Source organism: Cytobacillus sp. GQ23 (assembly GCF_059758675.1).
Genome location: NZ_JCAXER010000030.1, coordinates 1 through 19,187, shown reverse-complemented (window position 1 = coordinate 19,187; position 19,187 = coordinate 1). Strand labels below are relative to the sequence as shown.

Annotated in this window: 18 protein-coding genes; 13 read left to right on the top strand and 5 right to left on the bottom strand. The window is 41.8% G+C overall.

Annotated features, from left to right (window positions below; all coding sequences use genetic code 11):
- Window positions 1–520 precede the first annotated feature (520 nt).
- From AC6CHU_RS21220 to AC6CHU_RS21190, 7 genes are all read left to right on the top strand, one after another.
- Window positions 521–1,762, top strand: a complete 1,242-nt coding sequence (locus AC6CHU_RS21220; RefSeq protein WP_159862329.1) for an MFS transporter — start codon at window positions 521–523, stop codon at window positions 1,760–1,762.
- Between the two features lie 123 nt (window positions 1,763–1,885).
- Window positions 1,886–2,581: a Type 1 glutamine amidotransferase-like domain-containing protein gene (locus AC6CHU_RS21215; RefSeq protein WP_498122725.1), complete on the top strand. Its 696-nt coding sequence runs from the start codon at window positions 1,886–1,888 to the stop codon at window positions 2,579–2,581.
- A 46-nt stretch (window positions 2,582–2,627) separates the two neighbouring features.
- Window positions 2,628–3,335 (top strand): DNA alkylation repair protein, encoded by a 708-nt coding sequence (locus AC6CHU_RS21210; RefSeq protein WP_159862327.1) that lies wholly within the window; start codon window positions 2,628–2,630, stop codon window positions 3,333–3,335.
- A gap of 131 nt (window positions 3,336–3,466) precedes the next feature.
- A complete protein-coding gene (locus AC6CHU_RS21205) occupies window positions 3,467–3,676 on the top strand; it encodes a hypothetical protein (RefSeq protein ID WP_035325521.1) in 210 nt (69 codons plus the stop codon).
- A 73-nt stretch (window positions 3,677–3,749) separates the two neighbouring features.
- Window positions 3,750–4,310, top strand: a complete 561-nt coding sequence (locus AC6CHU_RS21200; RefSeq protein ID WP_159862326.1) for a sugar O-acetyltransferase — start codon at window positions 3,750–3,752, stop codon at window positions 4,308–4,310.
- A gap of 162 nt (window positions 4,311–4,472) precedes the next feature.
- Window positions 4,473–4,637 (top strand): hypothetical protein, encoded by a 165-nt coding sequence (locus AC6CHU_RS21195; RefSeq protein ID WP_159862325.1) that lies wholly within the window; start codon window positions 4,473–4,475, stop codon window positions 4,635–4,637.
- 282 nt (window positions 4,638–4,919) lie between these two features.
- A complete protein-coding gene (locus AC6CHU_RS21190; RefSeq protein WP_159862324.1) occupies window positions 4,920–5,774 on the top strand; it encodes a manganese catalase in 855 nt (284 codons plus the stop codon).
- A 54-nt stretch (window positions 5,775–5,828) separates the two neighbouring features.
- Here AC6CHU_RS21190 and AC6CHU_RS21185 read toward each other — a convergent pair whose 3' ends face one another.
- The 3 genes from AC6CHU_RS21185 to AC6CHU_RS21175 all read right to left on the bottom strand — a co-directional run bounded on the left by AC6CHU_RS21185 (window position 5,829) and on the right by AC6CHU_RS21175 (window position 8,705).
- The gene (locus tag AC6CHU_RS21185) at window positions 5,829–6,275 is read right to left on the bottom strand and encodes a YndM family protein (RefSeq protein WP_251283543.1); all 447 of its coding nucleotides are present in this window, start codon (window positions 6,273–6,275) and stop codon (window positions 5,829–5,831) included.
- Window positions 6,276–6,502: 227 nt separating this feature from the next.
- Window positions 6,503–6,889: a penicillinase repressor BlaI gene (gene blaI, locus AC6CHU_RS21180; protein ID WP_159862322.1), complete on the bottom strand. Its 387-nt coding sequence runs from the start codon at window positions 6,887–6,889 to the stop codon at window positions 6,503–6,505.
- A gap of 34 nt (window positions 6,890–6,923) precedes the next feature.
- Window positions 6,924–8,705, bottom strand: a complete 1,782-nt coding sequence (locus AC6CHU_RS21175) for a BlaR1 family beta-lactam sensor/signal transducer (protein WP_498122758.1) — start codon at window positions 8,703–8,705, stop codon at window positions 6,924–6,926.
- Between the two features lie 236 nt (window positions 8,706–8,941).
- Here AC6CHU_RS21175 and bla point away from each other — a divergent pair, with 236 nt between their 5' ends.
- The 5 genes from bla (at window position 8,942) to AC6CHU_RS21150 (ending at window position 14,799) form a co-directional block, all read left to right on the top strand.
- Window positions 8,942–9,868 carry a class A beta-lactamase gene (gene bla / locus AC6CHU_RS21170; RefSeq protein ID WP_498122723.1) on the top strand — a complete coding sequence of 309 codons (927 nt, stop codon included), beginning with the start codon at window positions 8,942–8,944 and terminating at the stop codon, window positions 9,866–9,868.
- A gap of 169 nt (window positions 9,869–10,037) precedes the next feature.
- Window positions 10,038–10,868 carry a glycerophosphodiester phosphodiesterase gene (locus AC6CHU_RS21165; RefSeq protein ID WP_498122721.1) on the top strand — a complete coding sequence of 277 codons (831 nt, stop codon included), beginning with the start codon at window positions 10,038–10,040 and terminating at the stop codon, window positions 10,866–10,868.
- A gap of 259 nt (window positions 10,869–11,127) precedes the next feature.
- Window positions 11,128–12,333: a hypothetical protein gene (locus tag AC6CHU_RS21160; protein WP_159862318.1), complete on the top strand. Its 1,206-nt coding sequence runs from the start codon at window positions 11,128–11,130 to the stop codon at window positions 12,331–12,333.
- Between the two features lie 18 nt (window positions 12,334–12,351).
- Window positions 12,352–13,614, top strand: coding sequence for a Zn-dependent hydrolase (locus tag AC6CHU_RS21155; protein ID WP_498122720.1), 1,263 nt, complete (start codon window positions 12,352–12,354; stop codon window positions 13,612–13,614).
- Between the two features lie 6 nt (window positions 13,615–13,620).
- Window positions 13,621–14,799 (top strand): M20 family metallopeptidase, encoded by a 1,179-nt coding sequence (locus AC6CHU_RS21150; protein WP_498122757.1) that lies wholly within the window; start codon window positions 13,621–13,623, stop codon window positions 14,797–14,799.
- A gap of 146 nt (window positions 14,800–14,945) precedes the next feature.
- Here AC6CHU_RS21150 and AC6CHU_RS21145 read toward each other — a convergent pair whose 3' ends face one another.
- Entirely contained in the window at window positions 14,946–15,305 is a 360-nt protein-coding gene (locus AC6CHU_RS21145; RefSeq protein ID WP_159862315.1) for a cyclic-phosphate processing receiver domain-containing protein, read from the bottom strand.
- 386 nt (window positions 15,306–15,691) lie between these two features.
- Window positions 15,692–17,851, bottom strand: a complete 2,160-nt coding sequence (locus tag AC6CHU_RS21140; RefSeq protein WP_498122718.1) for a YhgE/Pip domain-containing protein — start codon at window positions 17,849–17,851, stop codon at window positions 15,692–15,694.
- Window positions 17,852–18,779: 928 nt separating this feature from the next.
- Here AC6CHU_RS21140 and AC6CHU_RS21135 point away from each other — a divergent pair.
- A complete protein-coding gene (locus AC6CHU_RS21135; RefSeq protein WP_159862313.1) occupies window positions 18,780–19,178 on the top strand; it encodes a cytidine deaminase in 399 nt (132 codons plus the stop codon).
- Window positions 19,179–19,187: the final 9 nt, after the last annotated feature.

Below are 19,187 nucleotides of genomic sequence, written 5' to 3'. Positions count from 1 at the left end.
TAAAATTAATGTAATTATAATGAAATGGAGGTTTTCCTTTTGACAGCATCAATGAGACTAAGAAGCCCGCTTTTCAATCGTTAACTGAATACGTTTGAAGGCTCTGCCTATGTTCAGAGCAAAGGGATTGGTCTGTCTATTTAAGGAAACCTATATTTAACGGTATCTTTTAAAGAGGGGATGAATTTCCCCTCTTTTTTGCTGTCTTTAGAAATAGAATGTATTGGACGGAATTGATCAGCTGAATATAGGCAAAGCTTGTTTTTATTAAATGGCTTTTTCGTAAAGGTTGTTGCTATTCGGATTTTATTTACTGAGTTGATTGTAGTGGAAGGTGCGAGACTCCTGCGGGAGTAGCGGGACAGGTGAGACCCCGCAGATGCGCAGCATCGAGGAGGCTCAGCGCCCGGCCCGCGGAAAGCGAGCACCTGGAGCGGAAATCAACGGGCAGCATTTATAAGCGGAACATCATAATTTCTAGGAAAAGAGCCTATTAAATATAGAAATGAGTGGTTATTATATGAATACCGTAAATCCAAATCTGCAGGAAAATTGGCTGAAAAATATTATTCTATTTTTAAGCAGCCAGACGGTCTCCCTTTTTGGATCGTCGCTCGTTCAATACGCCATTATGTGGCATATTACTTTAACAACCGAATCCGGTTTGATGATGACTCTCTATATCATTTGCGGGTTCATTCCAACCTTCTTTTTATCACCGGTTGCGGGTGTCTGGGCAGACCGGTACAACCGGAAAATGCTGATTATTTTAGCGGATGGCCTCATTGCCTTTTCAACACTGATACTTGCCATTCTCTTTTTAATGGGATATGAATCCATCTGGCTGCTGTTTGTCATGGCTGGGATTCGTGCCCTGGGAACAGGGATTCAGACTCCTGCAGTCGGGGCTATTTTGCCGCAGATCGTTCCTAAGGATAAGCTCACAAAGGTGAATGGCGTAAATGGGAGCATACAGGCTGTCATTATGTTTGTTTCACCGATGGTCAGCGCCGCTTTAATCGCAATGGCGTCACTTGAAGTCATCTTCTTCATCGATGTCGCCACAGCAGCGATTGCCATAATAACTCTGATGGCTTTTGTTAAAGTCGCTGTGCACGAAAAAGCAGCAGCTGAACAGACAACGAGCTACTTCAGCGACTTTAAACAGGGGCTCCAATATGTCAATAGCAGCCCGTTTCTGAAAAAATTCTTTCTGTTCTTTGCGATCTTCTTCGTCCTAATGGCACCTGCTGCCTTCCTGACGCCGCTGCAGGTTACCCGGACCTTTGGCGGAGATGTGTGGCTTTTGACCGCCATTGAAATTGCCTTTTCAGTTGGCATGATGGCAGGAGGGGCAATCATTGCTTCCTGGGGCGGATATCCAAATAAAATTAAATCCATGACCCTTGCCAGTCTCATCATGGGGATCTGCACCCTGGCGCTTGGCATCGTGCCGGTTTTCTGGATTTATTTAGTGTTCATGGCCTTGTTCGGGATTGCCATGCCAATTTTCAATACACCTGTAACCGTATTGCTGCAGGAAAAAATTGAAGAGAATTATTTAGGCAGAGTGTTTGGTGTCATGGGGATGATTTCCACCTCTATGATGCCGATTGGCATGCTGATATTTGGCCCAATCGCAGACTTCATAGCCATCGAATGGCTTCTTGTGGGAACGGGGGCATTCATTATCCTGTTAGCTGTTATTTTAGGCCGGGATCAGGTGCTTCTTGAAGCAGGAAAGCCTGCGCTAAGTGAATAGTAAGAGGTCTTTGTAAAGTGGAGCTGTCAAAAGTGGCAGCTCCATTTTTTTATGTAAAAACAAGGAACAACAGTACTGAAGGAGAATATTTATACGTAATGTCATTTGAAGGGAAGTAGAAAGATGAGGCAAATTATTGCACTCGGAGGAGGAGGGTTCTCCATGGAGCCCGAGAATCCATTGCTGGATGAATATATTTTATCTCAGTCAGGTAAAGAAAATCCTAAAGTCTGTTATGTGCCTACTGCAACAGGTGATTCCGATATCTGCATTAAATGGTTTTATGACTTTTTTGAAAAACAGAAATGCCAGCCGTCCCACTTATCTTTATTTAAGCCGCCAACAAGGGATATAGAGGGGTTTATTTTAGATAAAGATATCATCTATGTTGGAGGCGGAAATACGAAGAATTTATTGGCATTATGGAAAGAATGGGAATTAGATAAGATTCTAAGAAAGGCATGGGATCAAGGGATCGTATTAGCCGGCATCAGCGCAGGATCCATTTGCTGGTTTGAAGAAGGGGTTACGGATTCTTATGGAGATAAATTGGAGCCTTTAACATGCCTGGGGTTCTTAAAAGGAAGCAATTGTCCTCATTACGATGGCGAAGCGGAAAGAAGGCCTGCCTACCATGAGCTTTTGGCTTCTGATAAAATAAAGCCTGGAATTGCAGCGGATGATGGAGTGGCTATCCACTTTATTGAGGAGGAGGTCAGCCGAATCGTAAGCTCTAGACCCGGCGCAAGGGCCTATAAGGTCTATTGCGATAAGGAAGTAAAAGAGATTGAACTGAAAACAGAATACTTGGGTTCTTGAGGCGCACAAGAGAACTTAACATTAATAATGGAAGGAAGTGCTTAAAGTGGATTTGCAGACGGTTATGCAGGAGCTCGAAGCTCTTGGCAAGGAACGGACCAAGAAAATGTACATATCAAATGGCGCGCATGAGCCGCTTTTTGGAGTGGCAACAGGTGCAATGAAGCCAATTGCTAAAAAAATAAAAAGGAATCAGCCTTTGGCAGAGGAGCTATACGCTACAGGAAACTACGATGCCATGTACTTTGCAGGTGTCATTGCAGATCCTGAAGCTATGACGGAAGCGGATTTTGACCGCTGGATGGATAAAGCCTATTTTTATATGCTGTCCGATTATGTGGTTGCTGTTACATTAGCTGAAAGTGATATTGCACAGGAAGTTGCAGATAAATGGATCGAAAGCGGGGAAGAACTGCGGATGTCTGGTGGCTGGAGCTGCTACTGCTGGCTTTTGGGAAATCGTCCGGACGCTGAATTTTCAGAAGAGAAGCTGGCTAAAATGCTTGATAAAGTGAAAGACACTATTCACGATTCTCCCGAGCGAACCAAATCCGCAATGAATAATTTCGTATATACTGTGGGTGTTTCATTTGTGCCGCTCCATGAAAAGGCAGTTGAAATTGCAAAAGCCATTGGGCCGGTCGAAATGAAAAGGGGTAAGAAAAAAAGTGCCATCCTGAAGGCCTCAGATAATATCCAGAAGGAAGTAGACAGAGGAAAGATTGGCTTTAAACGGAAATATGTAAGATGCTAACTTATTGGACATGATAATGAACTTGCCCCTTTGTGTTATAATGAGGAACTTAAGAATTATAAATAAGCACTCATAGTGAAACGGATGCCGAGAAAGCCTCCGCTCTGAGTATAAATATGGAGGGTCATGTAATGAATAAACGATGGACCATCAGCAAAATTAACGAGTTCGTTGAGAAGAACTCGGATAGTAAACTGCTATCGACGGAATATCATGGTTTTTCTCAAAAGCTGCTTTTTCAATGTGCATGCGGAAGCCAGTTTGAAAAAACATTTACGAAATTCAAAAATAATCACCAGCGCAAATGTGACGTTTGCCAGCCGCCTAAAGCGTCGCGCTAAAGGGACAGGGGACAGGAATACTGTCCTTTTTTCAGTTCTTTATCTGAATATTTTCTGGAAAGCAGGTCATTAAATGAAAACAGAAAAAGAAAAAATGCTGGCCGGAGAAATGTATGATCCTGCCGATCCGGTATTATTAAAGGAACGCGGGGAAGCAAGACGAAAGGTCAGAATGTACAATCAGACTCTGGAGACAGAAGGAGAAAAGCGGACAAAGTTATTAAAGGAGCTGCTTGGGTCTACCGGGGAAAATGTATATATGGAGCCCAATATCCGATTTGATTACGGCTATAATACCCATGTAGGAGAAAACTTTTTTGCGAATTTTGACTGTACCATCCTGGATGTTTGTGAAGTGCGTTTTGGAGATAATTGCATGCTTGCACCCGGCGTACATATCTATACGGCAACTCATCCGCTTCACCCTGCTGAACGCAATTCAGGCAGGGAATATGCAAAACCGATTACGATTGGAAACAATGTATGGATTGGGGGAAGTGCTGTCATTAATCCAGGTGTAACAATTGGGGACAATGCAGTGATCGCGTCAGGTGCGGTCGTTAACAAAGACGTCCCGGCTAATACGGTAGTGGGCGGAAACCCGGCAAAAGTCATTAAGCAGATTGAGCTGTAGATCGATTCCAAGTGTTAGGCTTTTTATGCTCAGCGTAAGGAGGGAGAGCTGTGCTGCGAAGTTACAGTATAACTCTGCAATACACATCCCAAGAATTCCTCTGCATGAATAACCTGAATCCTCTAAGAGAAAACTTCTTATAAAAAGGGCGGAGGTAAACTCATGAGAGAAAATAAAGAAGAGCAGGGTAAGGAATTAAGCAGCACCATACATGATCAGGGTTCTAAGGATATCAGCACTACAGAGTATGGCCTTGAATCAGTTGCAGAAGGCTGCGATTTTGCTGAAGGAGAAAAGGAAAAACCTCCTGAATGTGGCGGGCTATGATACAAAAACTTGAGTTTGAGTCTAAGCTGGAAATGATCCATTGCAGCCAACCATTTTAACGATGGAGGGCAGTCATTCATGCTGACGGAAAAATATCCAAGTCAAAGGCTCCTTGCCGAAGGGGTCTTTTTTTTATTGGAGGGATTCTTACGGACTAACAAATCCTCCTTTCTGTTCTTGTTTTCACCTTGACAAATAGGGCTAAAGATACAAAATTTAGCATTTAGACGAGCGGGCGTTCATAGGCTTATAAAGGTATGACAAAGATAAAGGAGGACTCCTATGTTTTATCACATCAAAGAGCTTCAATATCATGCCAAGCCTGAGAGACCGGACCCGATTTTTGCTAAGAAGCTGCAGGAAGTACTTGGAGGACAATTCGGGGAAATTTCGGTTGCCATGCAATACTTATTTCAAGGATGGAATACCCGCGGGGATGGAAAGTACCGCGACTTATTAATGGACACAGGGACGGAAGAACTGGCACATATAGAGATGCTTTGTACGATGATAGCACGACTGCTCGATGGGGCGCCGGTTGGAGCACAGGATGAGGCTGCTAAGGATCCTGTAATGGAGGCCATATTGGGAGGAATGAATCCTCAGCATGTAATCGTTTCTGGACTGGGAGCAATGCCGGCGGATAGTGTCGGCAATCGATGGAAGGCGGATTATATTGCTGCAAGCGGAAACCTCCTGGCTGATTTCCGGGCGAATCTTACAGCAGAATCTCAGGGACGTCTTCAGGTAGCCAGGCTTTATAACGAAACAAATGACCGTGGAGTAAGAGATATGCTCTCCTGGCTGCTGGCGAGGGATACGATGCACCAAAATCAGTGGATTGCGGCGATTCAGGAATTAGAATCGAAAGAAAATATCGTGGTTCCGAGTACTTTCCCTAAAAACTTGGAAAAGCAGGAAGTCTCCTATGTTTTATTCAATTTTTCAGATGGAGATCAAAGTGCCAAAGGACGCTGGGCCAGCGGGCCGAGCATGGATGGAATGGGTACGTTCCAGTATGTTCAGAATCCGCAGCCATTTGCGAAAAAACCGAAATTAAAGCCGGCACCTCCGTATATTTATAATACGCCGCCTTCAGTTATGCGGCAGGAACAAATTCCTCCAAGCCTTTCTTAATGAAAACACCCTGCTAATCAAAGCGGGGTGTTTTCTATTTCTATTGTGTTACTGTTAATTTTCCCTCCCTTCTTCCGGATTAAGAGGGGTAATCTCTTCAGATGCTTCTGTGCTATAACGCAGGCTTACATGCTGTGCACCCTTATTCTCTGATGATGCTTCAGTCATAACCTTTGCCAAATATTTATGGAAGAAGTATTCGAATAAAGCAGTACCTATTGCAGCAATTATGGACATGGCCAAGAGGTTTTCCCCATCCGTTAAGATGGAACTTAGAAACCATATTAAGACGAAACTGAGGCCGGAATCGGCAGCTGCGGCAAAGGTGTTGCCGGTTCTTGGAAGGATCAGCATATCCCCGAGAGTATAAGATATGATGCACAGTAAAGCAGTTATAAGAAATACGTTAATAAAGCTCATTCTAAATATCATGCCAAGTATGATATATAGGAGCACCAAGCTTCCTATAAATTTAAGTGCCAATGCTTTTCCATGAGGCATATTCATTCCTCCTTTTTCCTTATTCTGTATGTACTAGAGGAAAATATGCCCGCGCACCTATTCATTGATTCAAAATGGAATAAGTAGAATGCGAAAATATTAAAGGACATTTAACTGGACTTCTGCTGTTGAAATTAGTGCTTTCACCGCACTAGTCGCAACTTTTGGAGGCTCGGCAAAGAAGTGAACGCAAAAAACCCCACAATTGTGAGGTTTTTGCATGTAAGTTAATGATCCTTCTTTTGTTTTTTTGCCAAAATTGTCCGGAGTTCGTTAATTTCCTCCTCAGTCAGGGAGTCTTCCTGGATGAATTGGACCAGCATGGATTTGACTGTTCCTCCATAGATTCGCTTAATAAAGGATTGAGCTTCTGCCCGCTGGCATTGATCCTGTGAATAGAGCGGGAAAAAGGTATAGATTCTCTGATTTTTATTTACGCCAACTACATTTTTATGGACAAGCCTGTCCAGAAGAGTCCGGATTGTTTTGGGCTTCCAGTCTGTACGCTCTTGCAAGGATTGAATGACTTCATTAGCTGTTTTAGGTGCACCATGCCAAAGAACCGTCATGACTTCCCACTCGGATTCTGAAATGCTGGGAATCCTTTCAGTCATATGACCACCCTCCTTAATTAATGAGATAAACGAATTAATAAATGCCTTTCTGCTTCAATATAGATAATGTGATTTCAGCTGCTTTACTTCCACTAGAGTTATTATCATTCTGGATATTCGTTGCAAAAAAGTATGTGTTATGCTCTGACTCAACATATCCGATGAACCATCCATTAATGTTTTTTCCATTTACAGTGCCTGTACCTGTTTTTCCTGAAAGGAGGGAACCCTCTTTTCTTTCTAGTTTAATGGAATCTTTCACTGCTTGGATATTGTTTTCTTTAAATCCAAATTGATTTGCATAAAAGCTTTTAAGCAGCTGAACTTGCTCCACAGGAGAAATCTTAAGGGAGGATTCCAGCCAATATTCCTCTATTCCACCAGATAAATCACGATTCCCGTAATTGATTTGGTCTATAAAAGTTTGAATCGTACCCGGCTGCATCTGCTTGTCTAACATCTGAAAATACCATGTTACGGAATTTCTCATGGCAGAAGTTAAATCCTGATCCGCATTCCAGGACTCAATCGGATACGTAAATCCGTTCCATTTTGCCGATGAATTTTCAACCGTAATGGTGCCTGACTCTAAACCAAGCAGTGCACTATAAATCTTATAAGTGGAATTTGGTGAAACCCTTAATGTGCTTTGATTTTTATTATGAATAAGATATTGATCTGCTTCTTTATCATACAATACAAAGCTTCCATCATATCCTTCAAAATAATTGCCTAAATCCTCATAACTAATGTTTTCATCCTTCAAGTTATAGCTGCTATTATCACGACCCATAGCAGAGATAAATGGAGCTTGGCCAGCAATAAATATCCCTGCCAAAATGAGTACAGCCGCACTTTTCCATCTCAGCCGTTTTGATTCCGGTTTAAAACAGGCAATTTTTTCGATTCTCGTTTTGATTTGTTTCTTTGACCCGTTTAAATGGTTTGCCAAATCGACTGTCACTGCCCTTGAGGTTTTATGGGCAAAATGAATAATGCTGTTTCCATACTCAGTATAATCAGGCTCATCCAGGGTATTTAAAACCGCTGCATCACAGGCAATTTCGCGATCCAGCCTCATCCTCCTTAAAGCAAGCCAAACTAGGGGACTAAACCAATATATAATTTGCAGAATCACCATTAAATAGTTGACTGCAAAATCTTTATTTTTATAGTGGTTCAGTTCATGTAAAAAAATATATTCTATCTCCTTTTCAGAAAGCCACTGGTCAAAATGACGGGGGAGAACCACATATGTCTTAAAAAGTCCAAACGTCATGGGGGTTTTAACGAGAGATGATTCTCCGACAATAATGCATTTTGAAATCTTCAGTTTGTGTTTGCAGTGTTCGAATAAGGATAAAATCTCTTTATTTCTAAGACAATTGGTGTGTTTCTTTACTTTATTGATTTTAAGCATTGCGATCAGCATAAAAACAGTCAGAATAGCGACTCCGGAAATCCAAGTGTAGAAGACAGCATTACTTAAGAAGGCTAAATCATAGCGTTCTACCGAAACGGTCAGGTCCTCCATCCAATTATTTTGCCTTAAAGAAGTATCAGCAGCAGGAGCAGTTTGGGAATGAAGGCTGCTATTGTTATTCCAAAAAGATAATGAATCCGCAAATGACATGAAATGTAATGGGATAAAAGGCAGCGGCAGAGCAAGCAATAATAGAAACCAAAGATTATAGTGGGTTTGTGCTGTTAAATGCTTCCTGAAAATATTTTTAAAAAGAAAAACGACTCCGATTGTAAAGGAAGACACCAGCAGACATTCCAAAAAAACAGCTAAAGACTGTGAGCTTGTGATCATTCTCATACCTTCCTCGCACTTTTTGACATCCAGTTTCAATTCCATAGATAAAATGAATCCCAACCATTCTAGCATCCTATTTTTAATTTAACAAATTAGGGAGATCATAGAATCTCTGATTATAATAGGGTTTGACAATCGAGGATTACATATGTAGTATTAGATTACAATTGTAGTCATTAATGCTGTTTAAAAAATGGCTGGAGAAAATTTTTTTGAGGAAAGAGGTTATAAAAATGAGGAAATACAATAGTAAGAATAGGTTAATAGGAGCCCGGCTAGTCTGTTTGGTTCTGCTTTTGCTTCTTACCCTGACTGGCTGTGCAAATGGTAATTCTCAATCAGATGCCAGTGCGGCAGAAAACTTTAAAGAAACTTCTATAAATACAAACCAAAAGTTCAAACAGCTGGAGAAGAAATTTGACGCACGGCTTGGCGTTTATGCATATGACACAGGAACAAAAAAGAAAATTGCTTACAGATCTAACGAAAGATTTGCTTACGCATCTACATTCAAGCCGCTGGCAGCAGCCATATTGCTGGAGAGAAAGTCACTGGAGGAAATGGATGAAATCATTACATACACAAGTGATGATCTGGTTACATATTCTCCGGTTACAGAAAAGCATGTAGATACTGGCATGACTTTAAGAGAACTTTGTGAAGCTGCAATCCGGTACAGCGACAATACCGCAGGCAACATAATATTAGAGGAATTAGGTGGCCCTGAAGGATTCAAAGCAGCCTTAAAGGAAATGGGGGATACTGTCACAAGGCCTGAGCGTTTCGAGACAGATTTGAATGAGGCAAAGCCGGGGGACATCCAGGATACTAGTACACCAAAAGCACTTGCAGCAAGCCTTCAGAAAGTTTTAATTGGCGATTTTCTAACTGAGGAAAAGAGGAACATCTTAACCGATTGGATGCGGGGGAACGCTACTGGGGATCCATTAATCCGTGCCGGTGTGCCAAGCGGCTGGGAGGTGGCTGATAAGAGCGGTGCAGCAGGATATGGCACACGTAATGACATTGCGATTATCTGGCCTCCGGACAGAGAACCGATTATCATGACAATCCTTTCTAGCAGGAAGACAAAGGATGCTGAATTTGATAACGCTCTGATTGCAGAGGCAGCGGAGATGACCATAAAGGCTTTGGATTAAAACATATGAAAGGGGAGAAATATTCATTTGTTTTGTAAAAAATCATAAGGAAAATGGCTGGTTTTTGTTAACATGATCTTAATTTAGCCATAAAAATAATCACATACCTCTTCAACAATCCTTATCTAGAATATGGTTGAATACATATTTTAGATAGGAGATGGAGTGCGTGAGCAAAAAGTTATTAATTGGTACAGGTGTGGCTTTGTCGCTGCTGTTCAGCCCAATCACTCAGACGCTGGCAGCAGAACCGGGAACTGGGGAAAGGAAACAAGTGGATAATATCGCTCACCGCGGTGCGACAGGGTATGCGCCGGAAAATACAATCGCCGCATTTGATCTTGCCGTTGACATGAAAGCCGATTTTATCGAAATTGATGTTCAAAGGAGCCAAGATGGAGAATTAGTGGTCATCCACGATACAACTGTGGATCGAACAACAGATGGCACCGGAAAAGTGGGGGACTTGCCGTTAGATTATTTAAGAAGTCTTGATGCCGGCAGCTGGAAAGGGGAACAATTTACGGGGGAACAAATCCCGACATTTGAAGAGGTTCTGGATCGTTACCGCGGAAAGGTTGGAATCTTAATAGAATTGAAGGCCCCAGAGCTTTATCCCGGCATTGAAAAACAGGTTGCTGATGCGTTAAAAGAACGAAATCTTGGTAAACCGCAAAATGAAAAAATCATTATCCAGTCTTTTAACTTTGAATCTATGAAAACAATGAATCAGCTTTTGCCTAAAATTCCGATTGGGGTACTGACGTCTAACCCTGCAGATACTACCGCGGAAGCTTTAAAGGATTTTTCAGCTTATGCAGATTGGTTTAATCCAAGCTATGGAATTGTTACCGAAGAATTAGTGAATCAGGTTCACTCTCTTGACATGCAAATTGGATCATGGACTGTGCGCAGCCAGGAAGCCGCTGATTTCCTGTTCGAAATGAAGGTTGACGCCATTATTACCGATTATCCGGATTATGTAGATCCCAGAAACTAGGCTTAATCTATATCAAAAATGGAGTAGACTCGTCATTAATGGCGGGTTTTTTTCAGTTTTAATAGACATTTAAAATAATAATATTATTTTGCTAAATTGATTCAAGAGATATTGTCATACAGAAGACAGATTGATAACGGTTACAAAAAAATTAAAAATAATTTAAATTGACTGAATAGTATAATTGTATTATTATTCTAACAATATATATTTTCGCAACACGAATGAATAGGTATTCAACTAAGAGGGGGAAGGATTTATGTCACAGATGTTAGCGTTAGTCATTCTTTTGTTTATTTTATTCATAGGAGATTTGGTTGCAGTCCGGACCAAGGCATGGGTGCCATCCATATTTGTCTGTGCCGTTCTGTTCCTTGCAGGATATTGGACATTCTTTCCACAGGATATCGTGGCATTGGCAGGGGTTCCGCCGGTTGTTGCCACAATGATGATGTACTTATTGATAACCAATATGGGCACATTGCTTTCCATTAAGGAATTGAAAAATCAGTGGAAGACGATTGTAATTGCTTTGTCAGGAATTATAGGGATTATTGCCATTTTATTTGGAATTGGAACATTTATTTTTGGATATCAAACTATGGTTGTAGCTGTTCCTCCTTTAGTCGGCGGTGTAGTTTCTGCCTTGATCATGTCTGAAGGTGCGAAAGAAGCGGGTCTTGCTTCATTATCTGTCTTTGCGATTGTGATATATGTGATGCAGGGATTTGCGGGATACCCGCTTACATCCATCGTCCTGAAAAAAGAAGGAAAACGGCTTTTGAAGCAGTACCGAAGCGGACAGCTTGTTTTTAAGGCGCAGAACAAGGCCGCTGAAGAGACGGCTGCAGCAGCGGAGACTGTTAGGCCTGGACTGAAGCTCATAGAAAAAGTACCGGAGAAATATAATACAGACTTCTTCAAATTTTTAAGATTGGCTATTGTATCCTATCTTGCTTACCTGACTTCAACACTGCTTGCACCTGTTGCCAATGTCAGTCCATTTGTCCTTTGTCTATTATTCGGGGTTATTGCTGCAAGCCTTGGCTTTCTTGAAAAGCAGGTGCTCCAAAAAGCAAATGGCTTTGGTTTTGCGATCATGGCCCTCATGCTCTTTATTTTTGACGGCTTAAAGCAGGCTACCCCAGGGATGATGCTCGAAATTATTTATCCGCTTGCCGGTACGATTATTCTGGGCGTAATCGGAATGTATATCTTCTCATTTATCGCAGGGAAAATTTTAAAAGTGAGCAAGGAAATGGCTTTCGCTGTTTCCCTGACAGCACTATATGGTTTCCCGGCTGATTACATTATTACAAATGAAGTCATAAAATCATTGACAGAAGATGAAAAAGAGAGGGAAATGCTGACCAGCAATATGCTTCCGCCTATGCTTGTCGGGGGATTCATCACCGTTACCATTGTGTCGGTAGTCTTGGCTGGAATATTTGTCGGATTATTATAAGAAAGGGATTGAATCGAAATGAGCGAAGTTCAAACAGGGAAAAATGTGAATCTGGAAAAAGTTCAGACGAGAATCGAAAACCATATTGACACCTTAAGCACATATACAGCGACACCAGGCAGAGGAACAACCAGATTAACATATAGCCAGGAGGATCTGCTTGCACGGCAGTATATTAAGGAGAAAATGAAGGAAGCAGGCTTGAGTGTCCGTGAAGATGGATTGGGCAATATTTTTGGAAAGCTTGAAGGATCCTTGAAAGATGCACCGAGTGTTCTGGTCGGATCTCACTTTGATTCAGTGCCGAATGGAGGGGCCTATGATGGGCCAGCAGGAGTAGTGGCGGGGCTTGAAGTGGCTAAGCTTTTTGCTGAAAATGGATTAGCGCCAAAATATCCTTTAGAGGTTGTCGCTCTTATCGAGGAGGAAGGCTCCAGATTCGGCGGCGGTCTAATGGGGTCACGTGGGATGGCTGGTTTGCTGACCGAGGAAGACTTCAAAACATTGAAGGATAAAGATGGCATTACGACCGTTGAAGCTATGGAGAAAATTGGGCTAGATCCTTCTCTCCCGAAAGCAAGAGACCAGAAGTCAGTCAAGGCTTATCTGGAATTGCATATTGAACAGGGTCCTATTTTAGAAGAAAAGAATATTCCAATTGGGATCGTCGAAGCAATTGTCGGATTGACGCAATTGGAGGTAACTGTAAAAGGACAAGCCGGCCACGCAGGGACCACACCAATGGATAGAAGATCAGACGCGCTGGTTGCGGCAGCCGGGATGATTGCCCATTTTCCTGGGCTTGCAGCAGCTGAAGGAGATGGGACGGTTGTGACAACGGGACGATTGCAGGTATATCCAAACGGAGCCAATGTGATTCCCGATCAGACAGTTTTTTCTGTAGATATACGCTCCGGCAAGGAGGAGCATGTCCAGAATGTCATTCGGAGAGTGAAGGAATTAGCCGAGTCCTATCATGATAGCGGTGTCGAAATAACCATTGAACAGCCTTTATATATTCAGCCAAAAGAGATGAATAAAGAGATTGTCAGTCTTTTAAAAGAGAAAAGCAGTAAACTGGGATACCCTTCATATCCTATGAATAGCGGTGCAGGACACGATGCCATGGTTTTCGCTGACTACACAAGTACCGGAATGCTATTCATTCCGAGTAAAAACGGACTTAGTCATTGTCCGGAGGAATGGTCAGATTCCCGGCATATTGCAGAAGCAGTTCAGATTCTTTTTGAGGCAGCAGCAGAGTTAACGGAGGCGGAATAAGTCATGATTCATAACAGATTAAAAGAATTGATTGCGGCATATAGCGATGAATTAACAGAACTGCGCAGAACATTGCATCGTAAACCGGAAGTATCATGGGAGGAATTTGAAACCACTCAATTTATCTGTGAGTACCTGGATGGACTGGGCATCGATTATAGAAGAACGGAACCAACGGGTGTCATTGCTGAAATTACAGGAGGGAAGCCTGGAAAGACGGTAGCTTTAAGGGGAGACATGGATGCGCTGCAGGTGGAAGAATTAAATAAAGATCTTCCTTATGCATCCACAGAAAACGGCAAAATGCATGCATGCGGACATGATGCTCATACTGCCATGCTGCTGATTGCCGCCAAGGCATTAAATGAAATTAAAGAAGATCTGCCGGGGAGTGTCCGTCTTCTGTTCCAGCCAGCCGAAGAAGTGGCGGAAGGGGCGAGGATGATGGTGGAACAGGGTGCAATGGAAGATGTGGACAATGTCTTTGGCATTCATATCTGGTCGCAAATGCCGACACATAAAGTGTCCTGTACACCCGGGCCATCCTTCGCATCAGCCGATATATTCAAAGTGACATTCAAAGGGAAAGGCGGGCATGGGGCAATGCCGCATGATTGCATTGATGCCGCTATTGTCGCCTCTTCCTTTGTTATGAATGTGCAGAGTGTGGTGTCGAGAACCATTGATGCCCAGCAGCCTGCCGTAGTCACCATTGGGAAAATGACAGTGGGTACAAGATTCAATATCATCGCTGAAAATGCAGTCATTGAGGGAACAGTGCGCTGCTTTGATCCTGAAACAAGAGATTATATTGAAAAACAGCTGCAGCATTATGCTGAAAACACGGCAGCTATCTATGGTGCTAAAGCAGAGGTAGAATATACTCAGGGTTCGCTGGCAGTAATCAATGATAAATCCAGTGCGCAGCTGGTCCAAAGGGTTGCCTCTGAAGCTTTCGGGGAAGATGTTTTATTTAATGAAAAGCCCACAATGGGGGCAGAAGATTTCAGTTTTTACCTGGAGAAAGCACCTGGCAGCTTCGCCCTCGTCGGCAGCGGCAATCCGGAGAAAGATACAGAGTGGGCACACCACCACGGTAAATTCAATATTGATGAAGACGCCTTATCAACTGGTGCAGAGCTATATGCACAATATGCATGGGCATACTTGAACGAAAAACCGTAAAGCTGTTCAATCCGCTCCTTGTATGAGGAGCGGATTTTTCTGTTTGAAGACACGAAAAAGGAAGCAGTCGATTAGATCTGCTTCCTATATATAAGTGATTTATAAAATTCCTTTGACGAAGGAGAATGGTTGATGGCTACTAATCATTAATAGTTTTGCAGATACCTTGGCGGAATGTAATTTAGAGGCAGTGGACGTAAGATGACTTTAATATCAGAGGGCATTTCAAAATCGTGCTGTGCCTGTTTTAGATAGTGGTACATGGCTTTCCCGGCGACTGAATTGGCTGAATGAACAGTTATGCGATCTGCGAATAACTGTTTTTGAACCATCATTTGAACAAGCATAAGACCATTTCTTGATTTGCTTACTAAATCATGGTCTAAAGACAAGTGGTCAATGTCATAGGTCTGAAGCAAAAGGATACATTCATCAATGGTCTCAACTAATACATGACCATCAGGCGCTTTCCTGTAATCATCAAGAAATACGCTTATTTTCTCCACTTTTTAATCCCCTTTCGAAGGGGTGACTAAGAAAAGTCATGGTGACCCTAAGTTGTGTTACTTATTTCATTGTAACATACACATGGATGCAAAGATACGGAAGAGGGATTCATTGGAAGATATCAGCCGTTCCTTTCTCCATTAAAAACTGCAGGGTTTGGCTTTTAAGGCTTGCAGCTTCGAGGAAGCTCATGGACTGCTGAACAGCATGGAGCGAAAATCAGCGGACAATACCGGTAAAACACCAATTAAAAAGACCACACTCTTCCTAGTGATGAGTGTGGCCGAAGTTTAGCTGCGGAAGGACTCTCCGATCATGAAATAATTCAAGGTGTAATTTTCAGAGCTTCAGTGGTATGGTAATCTCTGTTTGCATACATTTGAACCTAATGAAACAACCCTGATTCCTTCGATTTCTTCATCAGTGCTTTCGTTTTTCTGCTCAATGGCTCCTTCAGGAAAGTGCCAACTAATAGCGCAATGATGCCAAAAATCATGAGAACCAAGAGGTCTCTGTATACTTTTTCCCAAACTATGCCGCCTACAGCTTCTCTCATAATGTCAATTACATAAGAGAATGGCAGGAACGGATGAATGGTTTGGAAAAACTCAGGAAGCAGGGCAATCGGATAGGTTCCGCCAGCACCCGCAATCTGCAGTACCAGCAAGACAATCGCCATAGCTTTTCCTACATCTCCAAATACAGATACTAAGGTATAAACAATTAATATAAACACTAAACTGCTTACCAGTCCAAACAAGACAAACCATACTGGTTCTGCCACATCCACTCCCAGCAAGAAGATATCACCCAGAGTCACTATTAGGGTCTGTGCAAACCCAATGCTAAGGAAGGTGAGCAGTTTGCCAAAATAGATTTGTCTTTCCGTAAATTCTTCAGAATGATGAACATCTGTAGCCAATAAAGAAATTAATAGTAAAGCACCTACCCAGATCGAAAGTACGGTATAGAAAGGAGTCATACCCGTTCCATAATTTTGGATTGGAAATAGGCTGTTTTTATTGAGCTGAACAGGTTCTTCGAAGAAACCTTTCTCTGCTTCGGGATCATTTTGCAGCAGCTCAATGATCTCGTTGATGTCTGTCTCACCCTGGATTTCCCTAATCCTGTCTGCTAATTGATTAACCTTTTCGTTTACATAAGGAAACTCTCCTAATAGGTGCTTCAGCGTTTTTTCTCCTTCACCTAAGTTCCCCTCCGTATTAGCAAGGATTTTTTCAATCTCAGGTATGGCGGATTGAATATCGGTCAGGATATTCCGGGCGTTGTTTAATGTGTCCTTGGCGCTGGCCACTTCTTTTTTGATGGCTGGCCGAATGCTTTCGTTATATTCTTTCACAAATGTGTCGATCCTGTCTGCAGTTGCAGCTGAACGTTCCTGAAGCCGGGTGATGAACTCATCTGCTTCCTGCTGTTTGTCTGAAAGAAAGACAGTGACCTTTTGCCCGTTTTCCTGGATCGTCTGCAGTTCCTGTTTTAACAAGGCGACTTGTTCCAGAGCCCTGTTAATTTGCTCCTGATTTTGGTTTGATTCTTGTTCCTTATTTGTTTCCTGCAGCTGCTTTAATGCTGCTTCAATAGTTTCTAGGTTCTGAAGAGAACCCGCTATCTGCTCATTGATTTGATTGCTTATTTCCTTTCCCTGGTCCAGGTTCAAGTCAGAGGATTGCACCGAAGAGACAAAATCGTTTATTTTTATCGCCATATTCTGGACACTCTCCAGGTTCTCCTGAATCTTGGGTTCCATTGTATTCAGGCGATTCTCTGCCTCATTTAGGAATGTCATCGTTTCATTAATGGTCTGCAGACCGTTGCCTGTTGCACTTTTGGCTTCAGGAACGAGTGCTTGTGCTTTATCAATCATTATTTTGGCGTTTTCAGCGTCTGATAGGGAGCTGCTTAATAAAGAATGAATTTCAGGAAGCTTTTCCTCTATTTGAAAAACATACTCTTCGAACCGCTTTATATCCGGAAGGTCCTTTTCAATTTCCAGACCCAATTCATTGAATCTCTCAAAAATAGTGCCGTTTACAGATGAGATGAAATTGCTTGTAACCGTATCGACAATCCCGCCAGCACCCTTTTCTGTGATTTTAGGTGCAATGGCATTGATTTTTTCATTCACATAATACTCAATTTTCGCTTTTTCGGGCTTGTCTTCCATGACGGTCCCCAGCTTCTGAGAGAAATTCTCCGGGATTACGATGACAGCAAAATAGTCACCGTATTCTACCTTTTCCATCGCGTCTTTGCGGTCATCAAAGTGCCAGTCCATATCATCGTTCTTCTTTAATTCCTTGATGATATCATCCCCTATATGGATGTTCTTATCACGAACCACTGCTCCGGCATCTTCATTCACGATTCCCACTGGAAGCTGATCCGTTTGACTATAGGGATCCCAGGAAGCCACAATGTTAAACCAGGCATATAAAGAAGGCAGCAGCGTCAAGCCTCCAATTAATACTGCCGCAACCCAATTAGTAAAAATACTTCTAATATCATTCTTATAAATTTTCCACATGCTTTTCAGTCCTATCTTCTCGTCTTCATATAGATTTTGTGAATAATCGTTTAAATATATTCAGAATCCCAGTGTACACAACATTACAACCTCTATACAAATACTAAGTGCTCACAGCAATGACAATAACATTTGGAGCTTTAAAATAAAGGTTATGGATTTATCGGATAAAGTTGGATGAGCGAAAAACGGATTTAACGGTCCTGTTGCTGCCATAGGAGGATGAGTATTTTTTGAGTGACCGCCGCATGGGGAAAATATTAGCGGATTGTAAGCATATATAATGAATATGTATACTAAAACAAAATATAGAGGGCATGTGCTGCTCGTTCTCTTGTGGAAAAATGTATTCTAGAATGTAAAGGTTTAGGTGTAAGGCGGATATGGCTGCATTTTTCTAAGGCTGGCTACCCGCTTTATAAGAAAATAGGGTTTATAGATAAGTCTTCCGGGATGGAGTTACTATTATGAAATCTGCTGTCTGTGCAGGCGTTTTGCTTTTTCATAAGAGTACAAAAAGGTAAATATGTTAATAAACATAAGCTACTGCCTTTTTTTCCTTTTCTCTATATAAAGCCAAGAGTAGTAAATCACCCAAAAAGTGAAGGGAATTATATATATTAAATAAAATTTATTATATGGAATGATAAAGGCTGAAGCTATAAAAATCACAAGAGCTGGAATTAATAGAATAAAGTATTTTCTCCAGTGCACATTCATTCCTCCTTGGTGTTTAATCAATAATAGTATCATAGGATAATAATACCAACTATAGGATTGTAATCAAGCTTTTATTTTTTCTGCAGATTGCAGTGTGGGTTTATTGACAAACTTTTCAAAAAAATATATGATAAAAATCCTGCCAATTTTTACTTTGGCCTAAGGGGACTGTGAAAAGTTCATTCTTCTTTGTAAAGGATGGGTAACGATGAATAAAGAGCAATTGATGGAAAGTGCACGCAGTATGAAGGAGAGAGCTTATGCTCCCTATTCCAAGTTTCCAGTTGGAGCTGCTTTATTACTGAAAGACGGCACTGTCATTAATGGAGTGAACGTGGAAAATGTCTCGTTAGGTGCAACGAATTGCGCCGAACGAACAGCCATTTTCACTGCAATTGCTAACGGTTACAAAAAAGGTGATTTTCAAGCTATAGCTGTAGCTGGTGATACGGCAGATTTTCTTCCGCCATGCAGCATTTGCAGGCAGGTATTAGCGGAGTTTTGTTTGCCTGATATGCCAGTCTACTTAACAAATGAGAAGAAAGAAATATTAGAACTGACATTAAAGGATTTATTGCCTTATGCATTTACGGATTTAGAGATGTAGCATAAATAG